The sequence below is a fragment of the Xenorhabdus sp. PB62.4 genome, from assembly GCF_014467285.1.
Classification (GTDB): Bacteria; Pseudomonadota; Gammaproteobacteria; order Enterobacterales; family Enterobacteriaceae; genus Xenorhabdus.
In genome coordinates, this window is the sequence record NZ_NKHR01000004.1 from 214747 (window position 1) to 236314 (window position 21568).

19 protein-coding genes are annotated in these 21568 nt (G+C 44.3%); all 19 read right to left on the bottom strand.

The window, feature by feature from the left end; translation table 11 throughout:
• Position 1: 1 nt before the first annotated feature.
• Positions 2–622, bottom strand: coding sequence for a tetratricopeptide repeat protein (locus Xenpb_RS05740; protein WP_187653465.1), 621 nt, complete (start codon positions 620–622; stop codon positions 2–4).
• An 11-nt stretch (positions 623–633) separates the two neighbouring features.
• Positions 634–1911: a histidine--tRNA ligase gene (hisS, locus tag Xenpb_RS05745; protein WP_187653466.1), complete on the bottom strand. Its 1278-nt coding sequence runs from the start codon at positions 1909–1911 to the stop codon at positions 634–636.
• A gap of 164 nt (positions 1912–2075) precedes the next feature.
• Entirely contained in the window at positions 2076–3197 is a 1122-nt protein-coding gene (gene ispG, locus Xenpb_RS05750; protein WP_187653467.1) for a flavodoxin-dependent (E)-4-hydroxy-3-methylbut-2-enyl-diphosphate synthase, read from the bottom strand.
• A 150-nt stretch (positions 3198–3347) separates the two neighbouring features.
• Positions 3348–4373 carry a cytoskeleton protein RodZ gene (gene rodZ, locus Xenpb_RS05755; RefSeq protein ID WP_187653468.1) on the bottom strand — a complete coding sequence of 342 codons (1026 nt, stop codon included), beginning with the start codon at positions 4371–4373 and terminating at the stop codon, positions 3348–3350.
• Positions 4374–4476: 103 nt separating this feature from the next.
• Entirely contained in the window at positions 4477–4896 is a 420-nt protein-coding gene (locus tag Xenpb_RS05760) for a fimbrial assembly protein (protein WP_187653469.1), read from the bottom strand.
• 71 nt (positions 4897–4967) lie between these two features.
• A complete protein-coding gene (locus Xenpb_RS05765; protein ID WP_099115772.1) occupies positions 4968–6146 on the bottom strand; it encodes a bifunctional tRNA (adenosine(37)-C2)-methyltransferase TrmG/ribosomal RNA large subunit methyltransferase RlmN in 1179 nt (392 codons plus the stop codon).
• A 244-nt stretch (positions 6147–6390) separates the two neighbouring features.
• Positions 6391–6819 carry a nucleoside-diphosphate kinase gene (gene ndk, locus Xenpb_RS05770; protein WP_047962960.1) on the bottom strand — a complete coding sequence of 143 codons (429 nt, stop codon included), beginning with the start codon at positions 6817–6819 and terminating at the stop codon, positions 6391–6393.
• 293 nt (positions 6820–7112) lie between these two features.
• On the bottom strand, positions 7113–7454 hold the full coding sequence (locus Xenpb_RS19880) for a hypothetical protein (RefSeq protein WP_255523030.1): 342 nt from the start codon (positions 7452–7454) through the stop codon (positions 7113–7115).
• Between the two features lie 54 nt (positions 7455–7508).
• A complete protein-coding gene (locus Xenpb_RS05780) occupies positions 7509–7715 on the bottom strand; it encodes a helix-turn-helix transcriptional regulator (RefSeq protein WP_099115771.1) in 207 nt (68 codons plus the stop codon).
• An 8-nt stretch (positions 7716–7723) separates the two neighbouring features.
• Positions 7724–8287, bottom strand: a complete 564-nt coding sequence (locus tag Xenpb_RS05785; protein ID WP_187653470.1) for a DUF2975 domain-containing protein — start codon at positions 8285–8287, stop codon at positions 7724–7726.
• Between the two features lie 188 nt (positions 8288–8475).
• Positions 8476–10824: a peptidoglycan glycosyltransferase PbpC gene (gene pbpC / locus Xenpb_RS05790; RefSeq protein WP_187653471.1), complete on the bottom strand. Its 2349-nt coding sequence runs from the start codon at positions 10822–10824 to the stop codon at positions 8476–8478.
• A 70-nt stretch (positions 10825–10894) separates the two neighbouring features.
• The gene (locus Xenpb_RS05795) at positions 10895–15988 is read right to left on the bottom strand and encodes an alpha-2-macroglobulin (protein WP_187653472.1); all 5094 of its coding nucleotides are present in this window, start codon (positions 15986–15988) and stop codon (positions 10895–10897) included.
• A gap of 216 nt (positions 15989–16204) precedes the next feature.
• Positions 16205–16633, bottom strand: a complete 429-nt coding sequence (locus tag Xenpb_RS05800) for an enhanced serine sensitivity protein SseB C-terminal domain-containing protein (protein ID WP_099113757.1) — start codon at positions 16631–16633, stop codon at positions 16205–16207.
• 127 nt (positions 16634–16760) lie between these two features.
• Positions 16761–18056, bottom strand: a complete 1296-nt coding sequence (gene pepB / locus Xenpb_RS05805) for an aminopeptidase PepB (protein ID WP_187653473.1) — start codon at positions 18054–18056, stop codon at positions 16761–16763.
• A gap of 161 nt (positions 18057–18217) precedes the next feature.
• Positions 18218–18412, bottom strand: coding sequence for a Fe-S cluster assembly protein IscX (gene iscX / locus Xenpb_RS05810; RefSeq protein WP_187653474.1), 195 nt, complete (start codon positions 18410–18412; stop codon positions 18218–18220).
• A 14-nt stretch (positions 18413–18426) separates the two neighbouring features.
• The gene (gene fdx / locus Xenpb_RS05815; RefSeq protein WP_086956079.1) at positions 18427–18762 is read right to left on the bottom strand and encodes an ISC system 2Fe-2S type ferredoxin; all 336 of its coding nucleotides are present in this window, start codon (positions 18760–18762) and stop codon (positions 18427–18429) included.
• Between the two features lie 2 nt (positions 18763–18764).
• Positions 18765–20612 (bottom strand): Fe-S protein assembly chaperone HscA, encoded by a 1848-nt coding sequence (gene hscA, locus Xenpb_RS05820; RefSeq protein WP_187653475.1) that lies wholly within the window; start codon positions 20610–20612, stop codon positions 18765–18767.
• Between the two features lie 37 nt (positions 20613–20649).
• Positions 20650–21171: a co-chaperone HscB gene (gene hscB / locus Xenpb_RS05825; RefSeq protein ID WP_099113761.1), complete on the bottom strand. Its 522-nt coding sequence runs from the start codon at positions 21169–21171 to the stop codon at positions 20650–20652.
• 43 nt (positions 21172–21214) lie between these two features.
• Positions 21215–21538 carry an iron-sulfur cluster assembly protein IscA gene (gene iscA / locus Xenpb_RS05830; RefSeq protein ID WP_099113762.1) on the bottom strand — a complete coding sequence of 108 codons (324 nt, stop codon included), beginning with the start codon at positions 21536–21538 and terminating at the stop codon, positions 21215–21217.
• Positions 21539–21568 lie beyond the last annotated feature (30 nt).

A 21568-nucleotide genomic window follows, 5' to 3' on the forward strand; every position in this document is an offset into this window, starting at 1 on the left:
CTTAGTTGGATAAATTATTAAGTTTAATTTTAATGAAATCTTTCATCGACTGAGGACCATCAGATTCAAGCCCTTTGGAATATGCGGCACGAGCACCGGCTATATCACCTTTTTTCGCCAGAATATCTCCACGGATATCCTCAGCAACAACCAACCAGCCTTTTCCCTTGACCAATTCTAACGTTTTCAATGCAGCATCCGTTTTATCTTCCGCCAATTGAACCCGGGCCAAACGAAGGTTGGATAACGTTTTCATATCTTCATCTGTGGCTTTACCTGATGCCGCCAGCAAATTTTTCTCAGCCTGAGCCAAGTCATTCTGCCCGATAGCATGTTTTGCCAGCTCCAGATCAGCCATGACACCGTAGATATTATTCGTTTCATTCGCGAACTTATCTGCGGCAGTAACACCCTCTTTCGACCCCAACGCCAGAGATTTGTTCAATTTCTCAAACTTTGCTGCCGTTTCATGTAATTGGTTTGTTTGATGAGTCTGCCAGTAACGCCAGCCAACCAACGCGCCAATGCCCAGAACTAAACCAACAGCAAGGTATTTACCGTTGGTGACGAAAAAACGCTTTATCGCGTCAACTTGTTCAGTTTCAGTGGTATAGACTTGCACAGAGTCTCTCCTTAGCCTAACAATTCGCTCAAACGTGCCGCGACCGTTTGTTGTGACAACGTTTCTTGTTCACCGTTACGTAAATCTTTTACTGTTACGTTGCCAGCCTGAATTTCATCTTCTCCGAGGATCAGGGCAACTTTAGCGCCATGCTTACCCGCACGAGTCAATTGTTTCTTAAAATTACCTCCACCGTGGTTGGTCATCAGGCGCAATTCCGGCAGTTGATCACGGATTTTTTCTGCCAGAATCAATGCGGCTTGTTGACTGCCTTCACCAAAGGAAGAGAGATAAACATCAGCAACCGCCAAATCGGCAACGAAGTCAGGATTGATTTCCTGCACTAACAGAACCATACGTTCCATGCCCATGGCGAAACCCACTGCCGGTGTTGCTTTTCCACCTAATTGCTCAACCAGACCATCATAACGCCCCCCCGCACAGACTGTTCCCTGTGCCCCCAATGCAGAGGTTACCCATTCAAAGACTGTACGGTTGTAATAATCAAGGCCGCGAACCAGACGCTGGTTAATGCGATACTTGATACCCACGTTATCAAGTATCTGACACAATCCATCAAAATGTTCTTTTGATTCGGCATCAAGATAATCAAACAGTTCCGGTGCATCATTAAGAAGTTGCTGAATTTCAGGATTTTTGGAATCCAATACACGCAGAGGGTTGGTATACATACGACGCTGGCAGTCTTCATCCAGCTTTTCTTTATGCTGTTCAAGAAACTCAACCAGTGCTTCACGATAATCTGCACGAGCTTCCAGTGAACCAATGGAGTTCAATTCGAGCGTAACGTGGTCAGCAATGCCCAACTCACGCCACCAGCGGGCTGTCATTAAAATGAGTTCAGCATCGATATCCGGCCCTTGCAGACCAAAAACTTCAGCACCCAATTGATGGAATTGGCGGTAACGGCCTTTTTGTGGGCGCTCATATCGGAACATTGGCCCGATATACCATAAGCGCTGTTCCTGATTGTACAGCAGACCATGTTGAATACCGGCACGGACACATCCTGCGGTATTTTCCGGGCGTAGGGTTAAGCTTTCTCCATTGCGGTCGTCAAAAGTGTACATTTCTTTTTCGACAACATCGGTGACTTCCCCAATCGCACGTTTAAATAACGGGGTCTGCTCTACAATCGGTGTCCGAATTTCGCTGAAACCATAACCTGACAGCACACGCTTTACCGTAGATTCAACTCGTTGCCAGATGGCCGTTTCAGCAGGAAGGCAGTCGTTCATGCCACGAATAGCTGGAATATTTTTTGTCACGTTTTATCTCTTATTAATATTTATACAATGGCATCGATTATAAAAGCGAATACTTGTCAGGTTCAATCAGCAAACAAAATTCTCACTATATGCTCATTTATCCAATAGATACCAAGATAAAAAGCAGAGCTGGCGCATGATAACATGAACCAGCATCAGGCATATTACTCATCAAGCTGATTAATGCTGATCCGGTTATTAGCATCAAGGATCGCAGCTTTAGCCCGGATTTTCGCTTCAAGCTGATCAATCAGCTCCTTATTATCAAGACGCTCTCTCTGGCGAATGCCGTCTTCATAAAAGCCGCTTTTCGTTTTAGCACCTGTTACTCCAAGCGTTGAAACTTCTGCTTCTCCCGGGCCATTCACGACACAGCCAATGATAGAAACATCCATCGGTGTAATGAGATCTTCAAGACGCTGCTCAAGCGCATTAACAGTACCGATAACATCAAATTCCTGACGTGAGCAAGTCGGGCAAGCAATGAAGTTGATGCCTCTTGAACGAATGCGCAATGCTTTCAATATATCGAAGCCGACTTTAACTTCTTCTACCGGATCTGCGGCCAAAGAGATACGCAATGTGTCGCCAATTCCTTCTGACAATAAAATGCCCAGACCAATTGAAGACTTCACCGCACCTGCGCGAGCGCCACCTGCTTCGGTGATACCCAGATGTAGCGGTTGATCAATTTTTTGTGCCAGCAAGCGATAAGCGCCAACAGCCAAGAAAACGTCAGAGGCTTTGACACTCACTTTGAATTGGTCAAAGTTAAGGCGATCAAGGATATCCACATGGCGCATTGCTGATTCAACCAGCGCTTCCGGTGTCGGTTCGCCATATTTTTCCTGTAGATCTTTTTCCAGCGATCCACCATTGACCCCGATACGAATCGGAATGTTATTGTAACGGGCACAATCCACAACCTGACGGATGCGTTCCTCGTTACCAATATTGCCGGGATTAATGCGCAAGCAGTCCACACCATATTCGGCTACCTTCAATGCAATGCGGTAATCGAAATGGATGTCAGCAACGAGGGGAACATTGACCTTCTGTTTGATGGATTTGAATGCTTCAGCCGCATCCATGGTCGGAACAGAAACACGAACGATATCAACACCAACTCGCTCTAATGCTTTGATTTGATTGACTGTCGCCTCAATATCAGTTGTCCGTGAGTTAGTCATTGATTGCACCGCGATGGGTGCATCATCCCCTATGGGCACATTACCGACATAAATACGTGTGGATTTACGTCTTTTTATCGGTGATTCATTATGCATTTTTACATTACTCCCCTACATCCCTGTATTTTGTTTATAAAAATTACAACTATGCTGTGGTGAATAATACACACAGGCGAACATGAATACTTATTCAATGTTCGCCCAAATTCTTTTCAAGATAAATTTGCCAAAACTCTGTCGATGAATTTATTTCAGCTTCAGTTTGGCAGTCACACCTTTCTTAATAAAGGAATTCAGATCCACCGGTTTCCCCTGGAACTGAACCTTAACCTGTGAAGGCGCACCAATGTTCAAAGAGTAAGGCAATACGCCGGAAAATTTCAGGTTATCACCTTTCTTTTTCGTACCATTAAACAGTACCTTACCTTTAGCATCCTTGACTTCTAACCAACATTCCCCGTTGAAGTCTATGACCAATTCATTGCTGCTTATAGCGCTAATATTGTTCACATCAATTGATGATGTACTGACAACAGGATTTTCCGTGCCTGTATTAGTCGTTACGCTAGGGTTTTCTGAAGTCGCATTTGCTGCCACTGGATTAGGCACTGTTTTCGGCTCTGTTGCCATGGACATTTGTGCATTGGAAGTGGTTTTCGCCTGCTCTGGAGACGCTTTCTCTTGAGAAATCGCCACAGATTGATTTTCTTTCAGAGGTGCGGATACATTGTTCACTATCTTGTTATCCGCTATCTTGTTATCCGCTATTGCGGTTGAAGCAGCCGGGCTATTTTCAGCGCCCTGAACATGGGTACTTTGGACGCTGGATTGTGCTGCCATTGAAGACAATTCTTTTTGTTGCGCCTTGTAGTTTTGCCACCACCATAGGCCAGTCATACCAAGTAGCAGGATGATGATAGCCCATGTTATTTTCATTAACCAACCATCACTCTTTTTACGTTTTTTTCCCGAGGAAAAACTCTGCATTGGAGAAACTTTCATGGTCTTGGCTGGCATTTGTTTATCTAAAATGCTCAAGATCTCAGATTCAGGCACTTGAACCAGTTTCGCATAAGCGCGAATGTATCCACGAAAGAATGTTGGTGTAATATTTGATGGAATATTATCTTCTTCAATATCACGAACAGTGGACAGTTTAAGACACAAGCGATCTGCCACAGTTTGCTGAGAAAGCTCAAGTTTTTCACGAGCCTGACGCAGAATCTGACCTGTTGTCAGATTGGCTTCTTCTGGGTAAGTTTCAGTCTTCATTAGCTAAGGACACTGGTACTGTTCTGGGTTAAAGAGTTTACGCAAATTAATTTAAACTAATTTGTGCCGCGAAATCATCTTGCACTGCGTTGAACGCAAAAAATTATCTATCACAGCGATAACGGCTCATATTGCTTTCCCTATTTTCCGTGAGCAATTGCTTAGCTTCTTCAAACCGCTTTTGTTCACAGAGGAAAGCATGATAATGACGTATTACAGTATCACGTCCTGCCGTCTGCTGCATGGCTATTCCATAATGGCGGCTGGCGGCTTCAGGTCGGCCAGCATATTGTTCATGCAATGCCATACCCAAATGCGCCTCCGGATGACGAGGCTCCGCCAGCAAGACCTTCTGAAAATGATATTTGGCAGCCGGTAAATTCCGTTCCACCAAATAAGCCTTCCCTAGCTGTAATCGTGTATCTATGGCAACAACCTGAGAAGCACGATGCGTTGAGTGTTCTGCGCACCCCGCTGACAAGCCAAAACAAACTATAGACCAAATTATTGATTTCCGTATCATACCATTTTCATTTATAAGAATATGTCAAACTTCGCCAGATTTTTAGCCATTAATCGATATTAAACAGAAAATTAGACTGTTTTTACCTGAATAGGTTCACCTGCCAGACGTTTTTTCAGTGTCCGTTTTGTTCTGTCAATGACATCACCCGCAAGCTGTCCACAGGCAGCATCAATGTCGTCTCCTCTCGTTTTACGCACGATGGTTGTGAAACCATACTCCATCAGGACTTTGGAAAAACGATCGATTCGGCTATTGGAACTGCGGCCATAAGGTGCACCGGGGAACGGGTTCCAAGGGATCAGGTTGATCTTACTTGGCGTATCTTTCAGGCATTCCGCCAACTGGTGAGCCTGTTCAACGCTGTCGTTAACGTGATCAAGCATCACATATTCCACCGTGACACGCCCCTGATTGGCATTGGATTTTGTCAGATAACGACGTACCCCGGCCAAAAACTCTTCAATGTTGTATTTCCGGTTAATTGGCACGATTTCATCACGAATGTCATCGGTAGGTGCGTGCAAAGAAATTGCCAATGCAACATCAATCATATCGCCCAATTTATCCAATGCAGGGACAACGCCGGACGTTGATAACGTCACGCGACGTTTTGACAGGCCAAAACCGAAATCATCCATCATGATTTCCATTGCGGGTACCACATTATTCAAATTGAGTAATGGTTCCCCCATTCCCATCATCACCACATTGGTGATGGGACGGCGGCCACTGGATTTCAGCGAACCAATGATCTTAGCGGCGCGCCAAACCTGACCAATAATTTCAGATACCCGCAGGTTACGGTTAAAACCCTGCTGAGCCGTAGAACAGAATTTACACTCCAGAGCACATCCCACCTGAGATGAAACGCATAGTGTCGCCCGATCATCTTCCGGGATATAAACCGTTTCAACCTGTTGATCACCAACAGTAATCGCCCATTTTATGGTGCCATCAGAGGAGCGTTGTTCTTCTGCAACTTCCGGTGCTTTGATTTCAGCAACTTGTTGCAATTTAGCCCTGAGGACTTTGTTGATATCTGTCATCTGCTCAAAGTCGTCATAGCAATAATGGTAAATCCATTTCATAACCTGATCGGCACGAAAAGGCTTTTCTCCCATATCGACAAAGAATTGACGCATTTGTTTACGGTTGAGGTCAAGTAGATTGACTTTACCGTTTTTCTTTTCAGGCGTGACAGATACGGCGGAGGTTGAAGGTGGTACGGTTTCGTTAAGTTGGGACATTTTTTACATCGCCTCGTTGTTACACTTTCGGCTCTGTGCCGATTTTATCTCAGCACTAAGTTTTCATGCGGTGACTGCCAATTCAATGAACATTCCATTCTGGCAATCTCAAATTCCCGTCATTATAAAATTCCAGAAATAGAGAATGAACATTGAAATAAAAATAAACGCCCCACTAAATCAAATCAGTGGGGCGCGTCATTGTACAAACTTTACTGTTTAGATGCTACGAGTAACTGAAGACTCAGTGACGAGGGAAGATCTCGTCATCACTAAAGAAATAAGCAATTTCACGGTTTGCAGACTCAATGGAATCTGAGCCATGAACCGCATTTTCAGTAAAGCTGTCCGCATAGTCTGCGCGTAACGTTCCTGCCAGCGCGTTGTCAGGGTTGGTTGCACCCATCAGATCACGGTGACGCTGTACTGCATTTTCGCCTTCCAGAACCTGTACCATAATTGGGCCAGAGGTCATGAACTCTACCAGACCATCAAAGAAAGGGCGGCCTTTGTGTTCAGCATAAAAACCTTCTGCTTGTTCACGAGTCAGATGCAGCATTTTGGCCGCGATGATTTTAAACCCTGCGCTTTCAAAACGAGCATAAATAGAGCCGATAACATCTTTCTTTACTGCATTGGGCTTGATAATGGAAAAAGTACGTTCAATTGTCATTGGATAACCTCTTTGGCACTTTCAGCGATGATTCATTTTAATTTTTATGCCCCAAGTCAAACTGAGGGCAAATCTACCCTGTATTTCACAGGAATAAAAATAGGCGTTGATTATAGGAGGAGACTTTCTGCTTGCCTACAAAAAACATAACATTTCGTTAAAACTTTCTTAGCGAAAGTTATCATTTTTTAGCATGAATCACATTTTAACTCAGAATGCCTGTTCAGGCGATTAAATCCCAAACAGGCATTCTGACCCAGATCATTGAATTTGCTCTTTAATCCCAATGTTAATTATAAAACCCTCTCTGTTACACATTGCACAAAAGGTTTGATCTCTTCGGCCGCTTTCTTGTTGACGTCTTGTTTAACGTCATTAGACACTTTAAACTCCCCGGTAAACTTTCCTTCAGCACTTTGCGTCGTTTTATCCGATGTACCAATAATGCTAATGGTATATTTATGGCCGGCTGGTAATAAATCTGTGCACTTTCTCAACTCTCCCGGATGAGAAGACTTTTGAGCTGTTATTTCTTGGTTACTATTTTTTTGAGTATCATTTGTTGCTGATATATCCGCAAACGAAGTTGGAATATAAAACACACCCAACAGAAAAACATATGAAAAACTTTTCATCTTTTTCCTCACTGTTTATGTTGAATTAATAACCCAATATAGTTCAATAACTGATTAATCCTCTTTGAATTCCAATATATCCCCGGGTTGGCACTCCAAATATTGACAAATAGCATTCAGAGTAGAAAACCGAATTCCTTTAATTTTTCCGGTCTTTAGTAAAGAAAGATTTTGTTCAGTAATACCAATAGCCTGTGCTAATTCTTTGGATTTAACTTTCCGTTTCGCCATAATCACATCCAAATTCATGAGAATTGCCATGGTATCTCCTATATAATGCTCTGATTTTCATCGTATATATCACATGCTTGGTAAAGAATACGTGAAATGATAGCCAGGCAAACTGAAATGAAAATAGCGACAAAATGGCTTGAAGTTAAACTCAACGAGAAGAAACGTTCACCGACTGGTGCTCCCATTGTTAACCATAGTGTTAATAAAGGCTCACAAAGGATATCCAAAACACTCCATAGAATGACTCCCCAGCCAGCATATTCCAAATATTTAACAGTGCGTTTGGAAAAATAATCACCTTTTCTGTAATTACCAAACAATCGATGGAAAGCCCAAAAGCTGCCACTCAGCGACAATAGTGGTATTGTCGAAATCAATATTCCCCCGGTTAATTTCCATGTACTCAAAGCATCATGATCAAAGTTAGATAATATTCTTCCGGTCAACGAAATTTCTAATCCATACTTTTCCAAAATTAACTGTGGTTCCAGCCAGCTAAAAATATTAACCACCATCACAGCGATGATAATTAACAACGATAATTTAGACATCACTAAACTGAGTGTCGTTATTCGTGTGAGTTTTTCTGTGTTCATCATTTTTATTATCCATTGCCAGAATCGCTTTAATTATAGACAAAAGTTAATGTAAAACAATAATTTTTTATCACAAAAGAAGAATAAAAAAACAGACGTGTTATATCTAAACACAAAAAAACATGGCTAATGCCATGTTTTAAAATATAATTCCGTATCTAATGGTTGACTTCCCATGACTAACGAATAAGTCACTTCAACACAAAATTAACAGAGCTGATTTGCCCACTCAAATCCAGCACACTAAGCTGATATTTTCCCGGCTGCGATAATGTTTTAACCCATGACTGATTATGTTCTGTCACAGCAACTTGTTCACCATCCAAAAACCACCATTGTTTACCACTGCCTCCTTGCGTTGTTATTCGTAAATCCAAATCCTTTTGACCCGGAATGCGTTTCAGTACATCTCCTTCACGCACCCCGATAATCAACAATGGCGATTCATCCACTTTCATGGGCGGGCATTGGTGATTAATGGGAGGCAGCCGATTTGCCCGCTGCTCTTTAACAGGTAGCCATGCTTCCAGTGTAATTGGCCATAAGACAACTGTCTCTGGCTTGGCATCAGGACAATCAGGGGCAACACGCAAGCCATTTTTATCCAGCCATACTCGTTCGTTGATCCCGGAAAGGCCTTCTTGTCCAACAGCAGGCAATGTTGGGGGAATGGTATTATCCAAAATCCAGCTCAGACGGCGCTGGCGACAATTGCTGTCTCCCCGGGAAACACTTTCCTGAGAAAAAACCATGCCACTCGGCCAACAAATAGTCGCCTGACTGACACTGGCTGGTCTCGGATCAACAGGAGTACGCATTGAGCTATAGCGTAGATTTTCCATTAACAATCCATTGATTTGATTCATGACAGGGATCGCAGTGGCATAACCAAATTGGCCAACAACAGGGGTTCCATCCGGCCTGCCAACCCAAACCCCTATCGTGTAACGGGCGTTCAGTCCAATTGCCCAAGCATCACGATAACCGTAGCTTGTCCCTGTTTTCCATGCCAGTGGCACTTCGGCCGATAAAACATTATCAGGTTGGGGACGTCCCCCTCCTGCCATAATCCTTCTGACTATCCAAGCCGCCCCGACAGAAAACAGTTGCCTATCCCGTATTTTCTGCTGTGGTGTAAAACGCACTGGAGATGCTTTTCCCTGACGGGCAAAAGCGCTGTAGGCTGCAACTAACTCATCCATACGAACAGAAGTTCCTCCCAGAATAAGAGATAAGTTCGGTTCACTGCCCAATGGGAAACGCAGCCTCATCCCCACGTTACGTAAATTGGCAGTGAATCGCTTGGCACCATAAGCTTCAAGGAGCTGCACCGCAGGCAAATTTAATGATCTTACCAACGCTTCACTGGCACTCACTGGCCCATTAAAACCACTGTCAAAATTACCCGGGCGATAATCATTAAAACGGCGGGGAACATCCTGCAATAAAGATTCACCATGAATCAGCCCATCATCCAACGCCATAGCATACAAGAAGGGCTTGAGTGTGGAACCCGGTGAGCGCCATGAATTTATCATATCCACATGCCCAAAACGGCTGTCATCCTGAAAATCAACAGAGCCAATGTAAGCTTTGACAGACATGTCGGTGTGATCAACAACCAAAACACCCATTGATGTTTTTGCAGCCAATTGATATTTCCAGTGCAGTACTATATCTTCCAGTTGGCGTTGTAAACTGGTGTCAATCGTCGTTTGAATAACTTCCTGCTGGTTTTCATTAATCATTCGTCTTGCCAGCAATGGCGCAAGGTGAGGAATCTGACGCGGAGCCAGCCAGACATTTTCTTCCTTAATATCAGCCACTTTTTTCGCTGACCAAACATTATATTGCGCCAATCGCTGTAATACTTTGTCACGAGCGGCTTGTGCCCGTTCCGGATAGCGATCTGGCCGTAATCGGCTGGGAGCTTGTGGCAATACAGCCAATAATGCCGCTTCACCGGATGAAAGCTCTGACGGCGATTTCCCCAAATAAGCCCAGCTTGCCGCTCCAACGCCCTGTAATGTGCCACCAAATGGCGCACAATTCAGATACATCTCCAAAATTTCATCTTTTGAATAATGCCATTCCAGTTGTAGCGTACGCCAAATTTGCCTGAATTTTCCGGCAAAGGTACGTGGATGGGGATCAATCAGTCGGGCAACTTGCATTGAAATGGTACTTCCTCCCGACACAATTTTTCCTGCACGAATATCCTGCCATGCCGCCCTTAGTAAAGAGACAGGATTGATACCCGGATGTTTGTAAAACCAACGATCTTCGTAGGTCAACAATGCCTGAAGATATTCAGGAGAAACTTGATCTAACTTGACGGGATAACGCCAAATCCCTTCGTTGTCAGCAAAGCGCCATAATGGTGAACCGTCAGATCCCACCACCACTCGCGCCATTTTGACGTTATGTATTGGCAACGGCCAGATTTTATCTGCTAACCACATTGCGGCAGAAAGTAGCAACAAGACAGACAGAATACCTACCAAAATAGGCAGATAAATGCGGGAAAACAATCTTCTCATTAAAACTGTATCCGAAAAACTGTGCTCGAAAGAAAAGAGCCCCTATCTCAATAATAGGGGCTGATAATAATTAGCGGACAACTTCCAGTTTTGCGTTGGTTGCACCCACTGCACGCCAATTAGGAACATACATGGATTCAACCTGCGGAGCAGGCACCTGATAAACTCCCGGTGCGACTGCACGAGCCAGATACAGTAATGTCACTGAGTTATAGGATGGCACAGCAACAGCGGCAACAAAGCGATCATCACGGTATTCGATGTGACGTATATCCGCTTTTTGCATTTCCTCAACAAGATCTTGCAAACCTGCCGCGCTTTCACTCAGGCTGGCACTGCTGGTTGCCAGATTTTGGTTTTCAATTTCCAATCCTGCTGGCAGTAAATCAACCACTAATGCGTCTGGCACTGATTGGTTCGCACTCACTTCCAGCTTCACAATGACCATCTCTCCACTTTTCATGCGTTCGATGTAAGCGGGATTTCCTTCCAAATCAAGGTAAGTACGCTTAATTTTCAGAACGTTTGAATAAGGGCTCGGAGTATTCAGTGGATAGCCCACTACATTCAGGCGTGAATATAACGTGCCACCACCACGGTTACTGATATCTATACCTTTCGAGATCTGCTCCGCAGTTAACGATTCAGTCAATGCACTGTCACTGTTAAGTGGTGGCATTTGCTGGTTAATCGCGGCTTTCCATGGTTGTTCAGTAGCGCCGATAAAGTAACGCCCTGCCAAATAAAGAGAATTACTTTCCTGTGTTGAGAAGTAGTGACGAGTTGTCAGTTCATTGGATAAATTGAACAATTTATTATCCCGCTCTTTCTGCAACATGTTGTGCTCTGTCAGCAAGGCAACAATCAGTGCGTTATCACGGATAGTACTGCCGTAATCACCCAATCCGTAGCCAGGTTCGCGTGATTTATCAACCCCTAACTGAACAGCTTCATTGCCACGAGTATTATCCCCCATCATTTTCAGTGCAATACTCAACTGAACGAGAGACAAGCCACTTCCAGCCTGTGTCCGACGCTCATAAAGTTGCCTCAATCCACTCAGCGGTGCTTTTTGCTGATTTGCCAAAACTAACCCTGCATAAGCTTGTACAGAAAATTGTGTCGCAGACAGCGAGCTGCTGTAACGATCACTAATAATGGTTTTATCCTGTAGGTAGCGCAGTAAACGGTTATTGGCCGCTTTCAAGGCATCGGCCGGCACGCTGTAACCTTGCTGGCCTGCACGGAACAGAAAATCTGTCGCATAAGCAGTCAACCAGAACTCTTCATCGCCATTACGGTTCCACAATGAAAAGCCGCCATCATGGCGCTGCATGCTCAGCAAATGTGTAATTCCTGCTTCAATTGCTGCCCGACGTTTTTCATCGCTCTGTGTCTTAATACCCAGTTTTCTCAATTCAGATTGATTGGAATAGAGTGATGGATAAAGCCCACTTACTGTTTGTTCCAGACAGCCATAAGGGTAAGCATACAATTCACGAATATAGCGTGCGATTTGCAATGGCGATCTGCTGGTCAACAATAGTTGTCCTTCCAATGTATTGGGTTCCAAACCAGCAATAGCCGTCAGTGGTAACTGCCAATTCTGCCCTTGCTCGATCACATCAGCAAATTGAATAGTTTTAGCCGGATATGCAGGGCGAACGCCAATTTTCCAGCTATTTTTATACTGTTTCAGATTTTCGTCAGGTAAGTTCAGGCCATTCACCGTCAGGAACACTTCACCTTGCCCAAAACCGTAATCTGCTTTGACAGGAATTTGAATTGTTGTTCGCTTTCCTTTTTCCAGTATAAGTTTTTTACTTGTCACGTCTTGTAATTTAATCAGCCCCTCAGCAGCAAAGTTCAGCGTCAATACTTGTGGCTGTTCAGTCAAATTGGTGAGATCCAGCGACAGTTGGGATTGATCGCCTCCCGCCATAAAGCGAGGCAATGACATCTGAGTAATGACTGGCGCGGCAACAACAATTTTACGTTCACTGTGACCAAATTCATCACCACTCCATGCCTGCGCCATCAGCCTGAGCTCCCCATTGAAATCAGGGATCGGCAGGGTAATTTCACCCTCTCCATTAGCATTTAATGTAATTGGCTTGGCTTGTTCTGCGATGATTTTAACTTCTGTCAGCGGTTTTTTACCACCCCGATCAAGTGAGCTATCGCTACCGTCTCCCCCAAAGCGCAGGTTAGCCTGACGCCCTTCTGCTTCAATTAAATGACCATAAACATCATATTGGTCAACGCTGTAGCGCTTACGACCGAAGAAAGCATCATAAGGATCAGGGGTTTTAAAATCGGTAATGCTCAACACGCCTGTATCCACTGCTGAAAGCAAAACATAGACTTGTTTAGGAAGTTCTTGTCCCTGTTGAGGTGTGGCTTTGACTCTGACAGTAAGATCCTGATTTGGGCGCATCTTATCAGGTGCATTTAAGGTCAAATTTAACTTGCGCCCTTCGTCCATCAGTGGCAGATGTAATACGCCAATCGCTCGCTTAGGCGTTGCCTGACGAGATTTATCTCCCGGACGTACAATAACGGCGGTGATATATAAATCATGACGGGCCCACGCTTGATTAATCGGGACATCAATATCTAAACCTTTCTCCGGTACGTCTACTTCCTGCCACCACAATGGGCCATCGCTGGATTCTACCAACAAATAACCTTTACCTTCCTGCGGTGCAATCATATGCAGCTTCACTTTCTCACCCGGCTTATAAGCGGGTTTATCCAGTGACAATTTGACCTGATCCGGACGAACTGCACCTGTACCCCCGGTATTATCCTGCCATGAATAACCGGCCCAGAAATTCAGGCTAGTGACAAGCTGATTCTGAGGGTTCACTACCTCAATGCGATAAGATCCCCAATCAACAGGAAAACTAACTTTAGCGATACCATTTTTCGCAATCTGGACAGGCTCATCAGCCATCACCAAATCTTTCTGGTCATAACCCGAATCCCAACCGTTATTGTCTGACCAACGCCAATAATAATCACGCCGTTCATATATCAAACGTGCCCTTAATTCTGATATAGCATGCTTTTTGCCGTTCGCATCCGCATAAACGATTTCAAATTCTGCCAGTGAATTTTCATCCACGTTATAGCGGTTTTCATCACGACCAGTGCGATAATTATAAATAGACTTTTTATTAAACAGTGGACGCACACCAACTAGCTGTTCGGCCGGCCAAATAGCCTGCTCTGCGCGGCGTGTCACCGGGCGCCCGCCTGATTCCAGCAAACTGGCCTGTACTATGACTTTTACAGGTGATGTAACGGATTTCCAGTTACTATCACTGACAGAGAGATTTGCTTTTCCTTCACTATCTAAAGTGAAATCAAATTCATCCAATGTCCGTATCAAATCAGTTTCTTGTACAGAACCGAATTCATACCCTGGTAATTGTGCCACTGCATTACGGGCTGGACGCAAGAACAATTGCCCTTGCAAACGATTATCAGCAGCAGGTGCGCCGTATAGGTAACGGCCCATTATAGCGAACTCAATATTTTGGTCTTTCAATATCGGCTGATTATTGACGTTTCCTTTAATTTCCAATGCCATACGTTCAGGCATGAAATCTTCAACATTAAATTTGTAATAACGTGGGATGTTATCACCTACATCAAATCGCAATGACCACATTCCCGTTTCAGCTTTGCGAGGTATCGGATAACGATATTGGTACAACCCGTTTTCAGCTTGCCAAACAAAACTGCGGACAACCTGATTATCCGCTTTCAATACATCGACTTTAACTGGCTGTGATTTAAGTGGACGACCGTCAGCGTCACGCAGTAAACCGTTAACGATCAGCGTTTCTCCCGGCCGATAAAGATCCCGTGGGCCAAAGACAAAAAACTGTTTGCTGTATCCCTGAGGGCCTCCGATATCAAATTCAGAAAGATCCAACGCCGGAGAATTCAAGTCGATAATGCTGGTATGCCTATCCTGAGTGGCCAGCAGCAATTTTGCTTTATCCATTTTTTCGAGTGAGGCGTGACCATCACCGTCCGTTATTGCCTTTGACAAAAGCTGCCCTTTTACATCCAACAGGCGAATTTCAACGCCTTTCAGACTAGATCCTTGTGCCAGTGACTGGGTAAATACATCGATCCTGTTCAGGTAGCTGTGCATGGAAACGCCAATGTCACTCAATGTAAACAGAGTAATTGGATGGCTATAAGTGTATTTTCCCGCTTGTTGCATCACTGCCAGATAGACGCCATCTCTTTGTAATTCTTTGATGTTATTAATTGGCAGTAATAATTTTTCGCGGGTATTGGCAGCAGGATTGAGATCAAAACGACCGGTATAGACTAATTCCGTTTCTTGCAGTAATTCCTTGGATTCCCAGTAATTCATATTACTGCTGTATTGCCAGTTAGCAATGAATGAGGGCAATGCCGCATCTTTGATTCTGAAAAAATTGACATCTACGCTATCAACATTGAGCGCTAAAACCGGTAATCCTTCCGCAGCCTTACTGGGTAGCAACACCCCTTTGCTGGCAAAACCTACCGATGGCGTAATAGGTGCGGTATTAAATTTTTTTTCATAGGCAGTTGCCAATCGACGCTCATTTATACCTTGGACACCTTCATCAACAGTCAACTGTAACTCACGTGCCGGCGGTAAATGACGCAACCTAAGCTCCATCTGGTTATTGGAAAGTTCCCATGCTCCATCCAATTTCCCCGATTTAATATCAACAAGATGCAATTTTTGTGAGAAATCTTGATTCGGATCTAAAGGAACGGAGAATGTCACTACCATCGCACTAGCACCGTCCAATTGCAGCTCAGAGGCATCTAAGATGGTGACATCTTTACCCGCATAACGTTGTTCTTTTTTAGTCGCCTGCTTTTCAGGACTTTCTTTTTCAGTAACTGTTTTTTCTGTGGTTGATACTGTTAATTGAGCAGTCGAAGTTTCCGATTTTTCATTATCGGCCACCTGTTTATTCTGAGGTAATGAAATGTTCTGTTTTTCGATGTTTTCTGTTTTAGTTTTATCTGTATTATCAGTCTGATCACATCCTGACAGTACAAATAGTGCAAATAACGAAGCAATCATGACCGCAAGGTATCGTTTTCTCCTTGTAGCCTTTTGCCAAAATTGACATTGATACATAACCATAACCCTTATTGTTTACCGGATAATCCAGAATATTATTCTTTTGGATATTCATTATGGTACTTCCTATTTCACATAACTAATGCGCAGAAAAAATAGCGAATTCTCTGGCTGGAATAAAATTCTCCCTGCGCTTTTACCCTATGTTTTTTCAAATCTTCGATGTCTCTCGCAATATTGGTTGAATAATTGCAATCAAATTACATTGAGTCATTATTGATTGATAACAGGAATAGTATCCCTCAACCAACTACCTAATTTCCGTTGGTAGAAGGGTTGAGTATGCTGAATCAGATAATGACTAATGCCCCTTTCTTTCTCATCAAGCAAGCAAAAATCGACCGATTCATCTTCATCAAGATATTCGCAAGCCAGTTCACCCGCTTCTTGAATCAACAAACTTATTTCATCGCCTGATAGTGTCCCGCTAAACTCTAAGCCAATTAATAGATTAGGTTTTTCATCTACATTTTTATCATGGGCCATAACCAGAAAAGCACGCCGAATGGGCTTATGTTGTTTGAATAAATTAATTAAAGCCTCAATAAGCTGAGCCGGTTGTTCTTCTGGCTGACTAAGAGTGATACTGCTTCCGCTAGGAACTTTTATTTCGGTAGCGACAGGCCCATTTGATAAACTCATGAAAATCTCCGAACAATGCTGTTTGAACTACAGTTAAGACTATTGAAAAGTTCAATCAAATAGCCCCCCATTAAGAGAGGCTATCCAGAAAGGTAATTTGAAAATGTGACTTTTTACTTCTTCGCTTTTATTTCGCTTTTGCTAACAGTAAATTGGCAATAGTACGCACGCCATATCCCGTTGCACCGGCTGCCCACTGTTCAACAGATGACTTACGGTAAGTTGCTGAGCAGTCGATATGTACCCAGCCTTTTTTGTAGTTTTCGACAAAGTGAGACAAGAACGCTGCTGCGGTACTTGCTCCCGCGGAATGTGCAGGTGAGGCGATGTTGTTCAGATCGGCAAAATTGGATGGTAATTGGCTACGGTGGAATTCGGCCAGCGGTAAACGCCAGAACAGTTCATTTTCAGTATCAGCCGCTGATAACAAATCAGATGCCAATTGATCATCAAAGCTGAACACAGAGTGATAATCGTTTCCTACTGCCATTTTTGCTGCGCCCGTTAAAGTTGCAGCATCAACAATCAGTGGTGCTTTTTCTGCACTGGCATCAATCAAACCATCAGCCAGAACCAGACGCCCTTCCGCATCCGTGTTCATCACTTCAACCGTTTTGCCATTGCGATAATGAATAATATCGCCCAATTTGAAAGCATTGCTGCTCACCATATTGTCTGCAATGCACAGGAACAGTTTTACGCGATGCTTCAAGCCTCGACTAATGGCAAGAGCCAAGGCTCCCGTTAATGTTGCCGAACCGCCCATATCCGATTTCATGGAATCCATGGAGCTGGATGGTTTGATGCTATATCCGCCAGAGTCAAAGGTAATGCCTTTACCGACCAAGCAGGCAAAGACAGGGGCTTTTGCCTCTTTTGTCGGATTGAAATCCAATGCCAGAAAAACAGGATCACGCGAAGATCCACGGCCGACAGTATGGACTCCCATGTAACCCTGCTCACGCAGGTCATTTCCTTTGATAATCCGATAACTAACGGCATCACCTGCTACGCCGGTCAGCAAATCAATGGCCCGCTGAGCAAGCTGTTCTGGCCCTAATTCTTCTGCTGGAAGATTGATGGTATCGCGTACCCAATCAATGAATTTGATCCTTCTTTCCAGTTCTTGTTTTTCCGCCACAGATAACTGCGGCCATTCAATCGTGCGCAGGCCCTTAGGTGAACGAAAGCCCTGCCAGAATGCCCAACTTCTTTCCAGATCCCAACCATCACCCACTAGAGCAATGTTGCGAATTCCTTGTCCGTCAACTTTACGCCCTGCGCGTTGAATTGCGCCTAATTTTCCATGACCTTCCAAGTGGATGGTGATCCCTTGCTCACTCGAACTAATTAATGCTTTTTCACCCCAGCAAGCATTAGCTGGCTCATAAGACAGTGTTATGGGCATGATTTGTTTTGTCATTTTCTCTCACTTCTTATCTTATTATTCACTGTTTCACAGTAAGGGTTTACTAATGTAAAAAAACTGGCAATTGCCAGTTTTCCATTAAATGCAGACTATGCCAAGCTATTGAGCAAGAATCAGTGAGTTTGCGCTATTTTTTGTCTTGAACAAATGTCGCGTTACTCATATTCATCCAGCCACACTAACAAGATAGCTTCCAATATTTTTTCATTGGATTTCTGTGGATCATCATCAAAACCATCCAGTTCACAAATCCATTCATGCATCTCGGTGAAACGTACTGTTTTGGGATCCAGATCCGGAAATTTATCATACAGCGCTTCGCCAATATCACGACTGTCAGACCATTTCATTTTTCGTCCTCCTGTCAGTGCTCACGGGCATGGTTGATGGTGTATTTAGGGATTTCTACAACCAAATCCTCATCAGCGACTTTGGCCTGACAGCTCAACCGGCTTTCTGGCTCCAGCCCCCATGCTTTATCCAACATGTCATCTTCCAGTTCAGCACTTTCCTCCAGTGAGTCAAAGCCTTCTCTGACGATGCAATGACAGGTGGTACATGCACAAGATTTTTCACAAGCGTGTTCAATTTCAATGCCGTTACGCAGTGCAACATCCAGAATTGATTCGCCTTCCTTAGCGTCCAATACTGCACCTTCAGGGCAAAGTTCGTTATGAGGTAAAAATACAATTTTAGGCATAATTAAATCTCATCCACAGAATGACCCGCCAAAGCCCGGCGGATTGATGTGTCCATACGGCGCGCGGCAAATTCCTGCGTTTGTTTGTCCAATTCTTTAATTGCACTTTCAATCGCATCAGGGGAAGCTCCCTGAGCGCTTTCAATTAATACTTGTGCGGCTGCGTCAATGGCAGCATGTTCTTCCTGACTCAGTAAGTCAGCATCTTTTTCCAGTGCGCTGGTTAAACTTTCCAGAACCCGGGCGGCTTCTACTTTTTGTTCAGCCAATTTACGGGCCTGAATATCTTCCTGCGCATTAGTCATGGAGTCTTTGAGCATACGTGCGATTTCTTCATCTGATAAACCATAGGAAGGTTTTACCTGAATAGAAGCTTCAACACCCGTAGATTTCTCCAATGCACTGACGCTCAATAGACCATCAGCATCGACCTGAAAAGTCACGCGAATATGTGCACCACCAGCCGGTAATGGCGGAATGCCACGCAATGTGAACCGTGCCAGTGACCGGCAATCGTTGACCAATTCCCTTTCACCTTGCACCACATGGATGCTCATCGCAGTTTGACCGTCTTTGAAAGTGGTAAATTCTTGCGCTCTTGCAACAGGAATAGTGGTATTACGTGGAATGACTTTTTCAATTAGCCCTCCCATTGTTTCTAAACCAAGTGACAAGGGGATGACATCCAGCAACAGCATTTCGCTATCAGGCTTGTTACCCACCAAAATATCAGCCTGAATTGAAGCGCCGACAGCCACGACTTTATCTGGATCAATAGAGGTCAATGGCTCACGATCAAAAAATTCCCCTACCATGCTGCGCACTAATGGCACTCGTGTTGAACCACCAACCATGACGACTTGCAATACTTCATCAGCGGTAACACCCGCATCTTTCAGTGCCCTGCGGCAGGCAAGTAATGTACGTTTGACCAGAGAAGCAATCAATTCGTTGAATTCTGTTCGGCTAATTCTGCCTTCCCAGTCAGCAATCCGGATTTCCGCACTCTCCGCTTCACTCAAGGCAATTTTGGTTTGAGTGGCAATATCCAATAACTGACGCTGTAATCCATGATCGTCATTGCTAATTCCGGCCTGTTCGCGGATCCAATTCGCTAATAATGCGTCAAAATCATCACCACCCAGTGCGGTATCTCCTCCCGTTGCCAAAACTTCAAATACGCCACGGCTAAGGCGGAGAATAGAAACATCGAATGTTCCGCCACCAAGATCGTAAATAGCGATCACACCTTCCTGGCCTGAGTCAAGGCCATAAGCAATAGCTGCGGCTGTAGGCTCATTCAAAAGTCGGAGAACATGCAAACCGGCTAACCGCGCAGCATCTTTAGTGCCTTGACGTTGTGCATCATCAAAGTAGGCAGGAACCGTGATCACAACACCATCGAGTTTGCCATCCAAGGTTTCTTCTGCCCGTTGTGCCAACGATTTCAATATTTCAGAAGAAACCTGAATAGGATCTACCAAGCCCGCCACGGTGTTGATCAATGGCAGACCGTTTTCACTTGCCTGAAGTTGATATGGCAGGTTGGGATAACGTTGCTGAATGTCAGCCAAAGAGCGTCCCATCATACGCTTGACGGAACTCACGGTATTAACAGGATCGGATGCTGCTTGCTGACGAGCCTGCCAACCAACTTGAATATCTTCTTTGCGATATTGTACAACGGAAGGCAGTAAGTGACGGTTTTCACTGTCTGCCAACGTTTCCGCCTGACCACTGCGGACAGTCGCAACCAGTGAGTGAGTTGTACCAAGATCAATCCCCACAGCCAGACGACGCTGGTGAGGTGCGGCAGATAGACCAGGTTCGCTGATTTGTAATAAAGCCATGTGTGCCCCTATAAATCTATTCAGCTAATTATCTCAGCTAAAAATCATCCAGCAACCGCTCTTCCAGTTGTTCAACCTGCTGTTGCAATTTATCCAAAAAGCGTAATTTACGAACCGTATCGGCTGCCGTTGACCACTCGCCAGCGTCTAACTGATGCTCCATCTGCTCACTACGCGTTTTAATCATTTTATTGAGGCGAGATGAAAAATGGGTCAGTGCTGTTTCCGGGTCCGTGCTATGTTCGATGTCATCAAGCTCTTCGCGTAACTCAAGCTGCTGCATCAGGAAAGCCGTATCCTGCATCGTGTGCTGTTCGTTGGATAGATCAAACCCTTGCTGAGAAAGCATATATTCTGCGCGTTTCAGGGGATGTTTTAGCGTCTGGTAACCTGCATTGATGGTAGCAGCTTGTTGGAGTGCCAGCGTTTTTTCACGTTCAGGTTGGTTGGCAAAACGATCTGGGTGAAACTGACGCTGCAATTCCTGATAACGGGTCGCCAACAACTCACGGTCAATCGCATAACGCGAAGGCAGCCCGAATAAAGTAAAGTAGTCCATAAGTTACTCTTAGTTTCGCAAAGTGCGGAGTCAAATAATGGGTTTAAACGTGGAAGCTTTCCCCACAACCGCATTCGCTGGAAACATTGGGGTTGTTGAATTTAAAGCCTTCATTCAGACCTTCTTTGACAAAATCCAACTCAGTGCCATCAAGGTAAAGGATGCTTTTACCGTCAATGATGACTTTCACGCCCTTATCTTCAAAAATCTGATCTTCTTCATTAACTGTATCAGCAAATTCAAGTACATATGCCATACCAGAGCAGCCGGAAGTTCTCACTCCCAAACGCAACCCAACACCTTTTCCTCGATTATCAAGAAAGGCCAAAATACGCTGGGCTGCACTTTCTGTCAGGGAAATTGACATACAACACCTCACTTTTAAAACTAGTAAAGG

What these genes read in the sequence shown, in the direction of transcription:
- Xenpb_RS05800 (WP_099113757.1), bottom strand. Translation starts at nt 16,633, where the DNA reads ATGAGTTTATCAAATGGGCCTGTCGCTACCGAAATAAAAGTTCCTAGC.
- ndk (WP_047962960.1), bottom strand. Translation starts at nt 6,819, where the DNA reads ATGACAATTGAACGTACTTTTTCCATTATCAAGCCCAATGCAGTAAAG.
- pepB (WP_187653473.1), bottom strand. Translation starts at nt 18,056, where the DNA reads ATGACAAAACAAATCATGCCCATAACACTGTCTTATGAGCCAGCTAAT.
- hscB (WP_099113761.1), bottom strand. Translation starts at nt 21,171, where the DNA reads ATGGACTACTTTACTTTATTCGGGCTGCCTTCGCGTTATGCGATTGAC.
- Xenpb_RS05765 (WP_099115772.1), bottom strand. Translation starts at nt 6,146, where the DNA reads ATGTCCCAACTTAACGAAACCGTACCACCTTCAACCTCCGCCGTATCT.
- Xenpb_RS05795 (WP_187653472.1), bottom strand. Translation starts at nt 15,988, where the DNA reads ATGTATCAATGTCAATTTTGGCAAAAGGCTACAAGGAGAAAACGATAC.
- Xenpb_RS19880 (WP_255523030.1), bottom strand. Translation starts at nt 7,454, where the DNA reads ATGAAAAGTTTTTCATATGTTTTTCTGTTGGGTGTGTTTTATATTCCA.
- ispG (WP_187653467.1), bottom strand. Translation starts at nt 3,197, where the DNA reads ATGCATAATGAATCACCGATAAAAAGACGTAAATCCACACGTATTTAT.
- hscA (WP_187653475.1), bottom strand. Translation starts at nt 20,612, where the DNA reads ATGGCTTTATTACAAATCAGCGAACCTGGTCTATCTGCCGCACCTCAC.
- Xenpb_RS05785 (WP_187653470.1), bottom strand. Translation starts at nt 8,287, where the DNA reads ATGATGAACACAGAAAAACTCACACGAATAACGACACTCAGTTTAGTG.
- Xenpb_RS05760 (WP_187653469.1), bottom strand. Translation starts at nt 4,896, where the DNA reads ATGATACGGAAATCAATAATTTGGTCTATAGTTTGTTTTGGCTTGTCA.
- pbpC (WP_187653471.1), bottom strand. Translation starts at nt 10,824, where the DNA reads ATGAGAAGATTGTTTTCCCGCATTTATCTGCCTATTTTGGTAGGTATT.
- iscX (WP_187653474.1), bottom strand. Translation starts at nt 18,412, where the DNA reads ATGAAATGGTCTGACAGTCGTGATATTGGCGAAGCGCTGTATGATAAA.
- fdx (WP_086956079.1), bottom strand. Translation starts at nt 18,762, where the DNA reads ATGCCTAAAATTGTATTTTTACCTCATAACGAACTTTGCCCTGAAGGT.
- iscA (WP_099113762.1), bottom strand. Translation starts at nt 21,538, where the DNA reads ATGTCAATTTCCCTGACAGAAAGTGCAGCCCAGCGTATTTTGGCCTTT.
- rodZ (WP_187653468.1), bottom strand. Translation starts at nt 4,373, where the DNA reads ATGAAGACTGAAACTTACCCAGAAGAAGCCAATCTGACAACAGGTCAG.
- Xenpb_RS05780 (WP_099115771.1), bottom strand. Translation starts at nt 7,715, where the DNA reads ATGGCAATTCTCATGAATTTGGATGTGATTATGGCGAAACGGAAAGTT.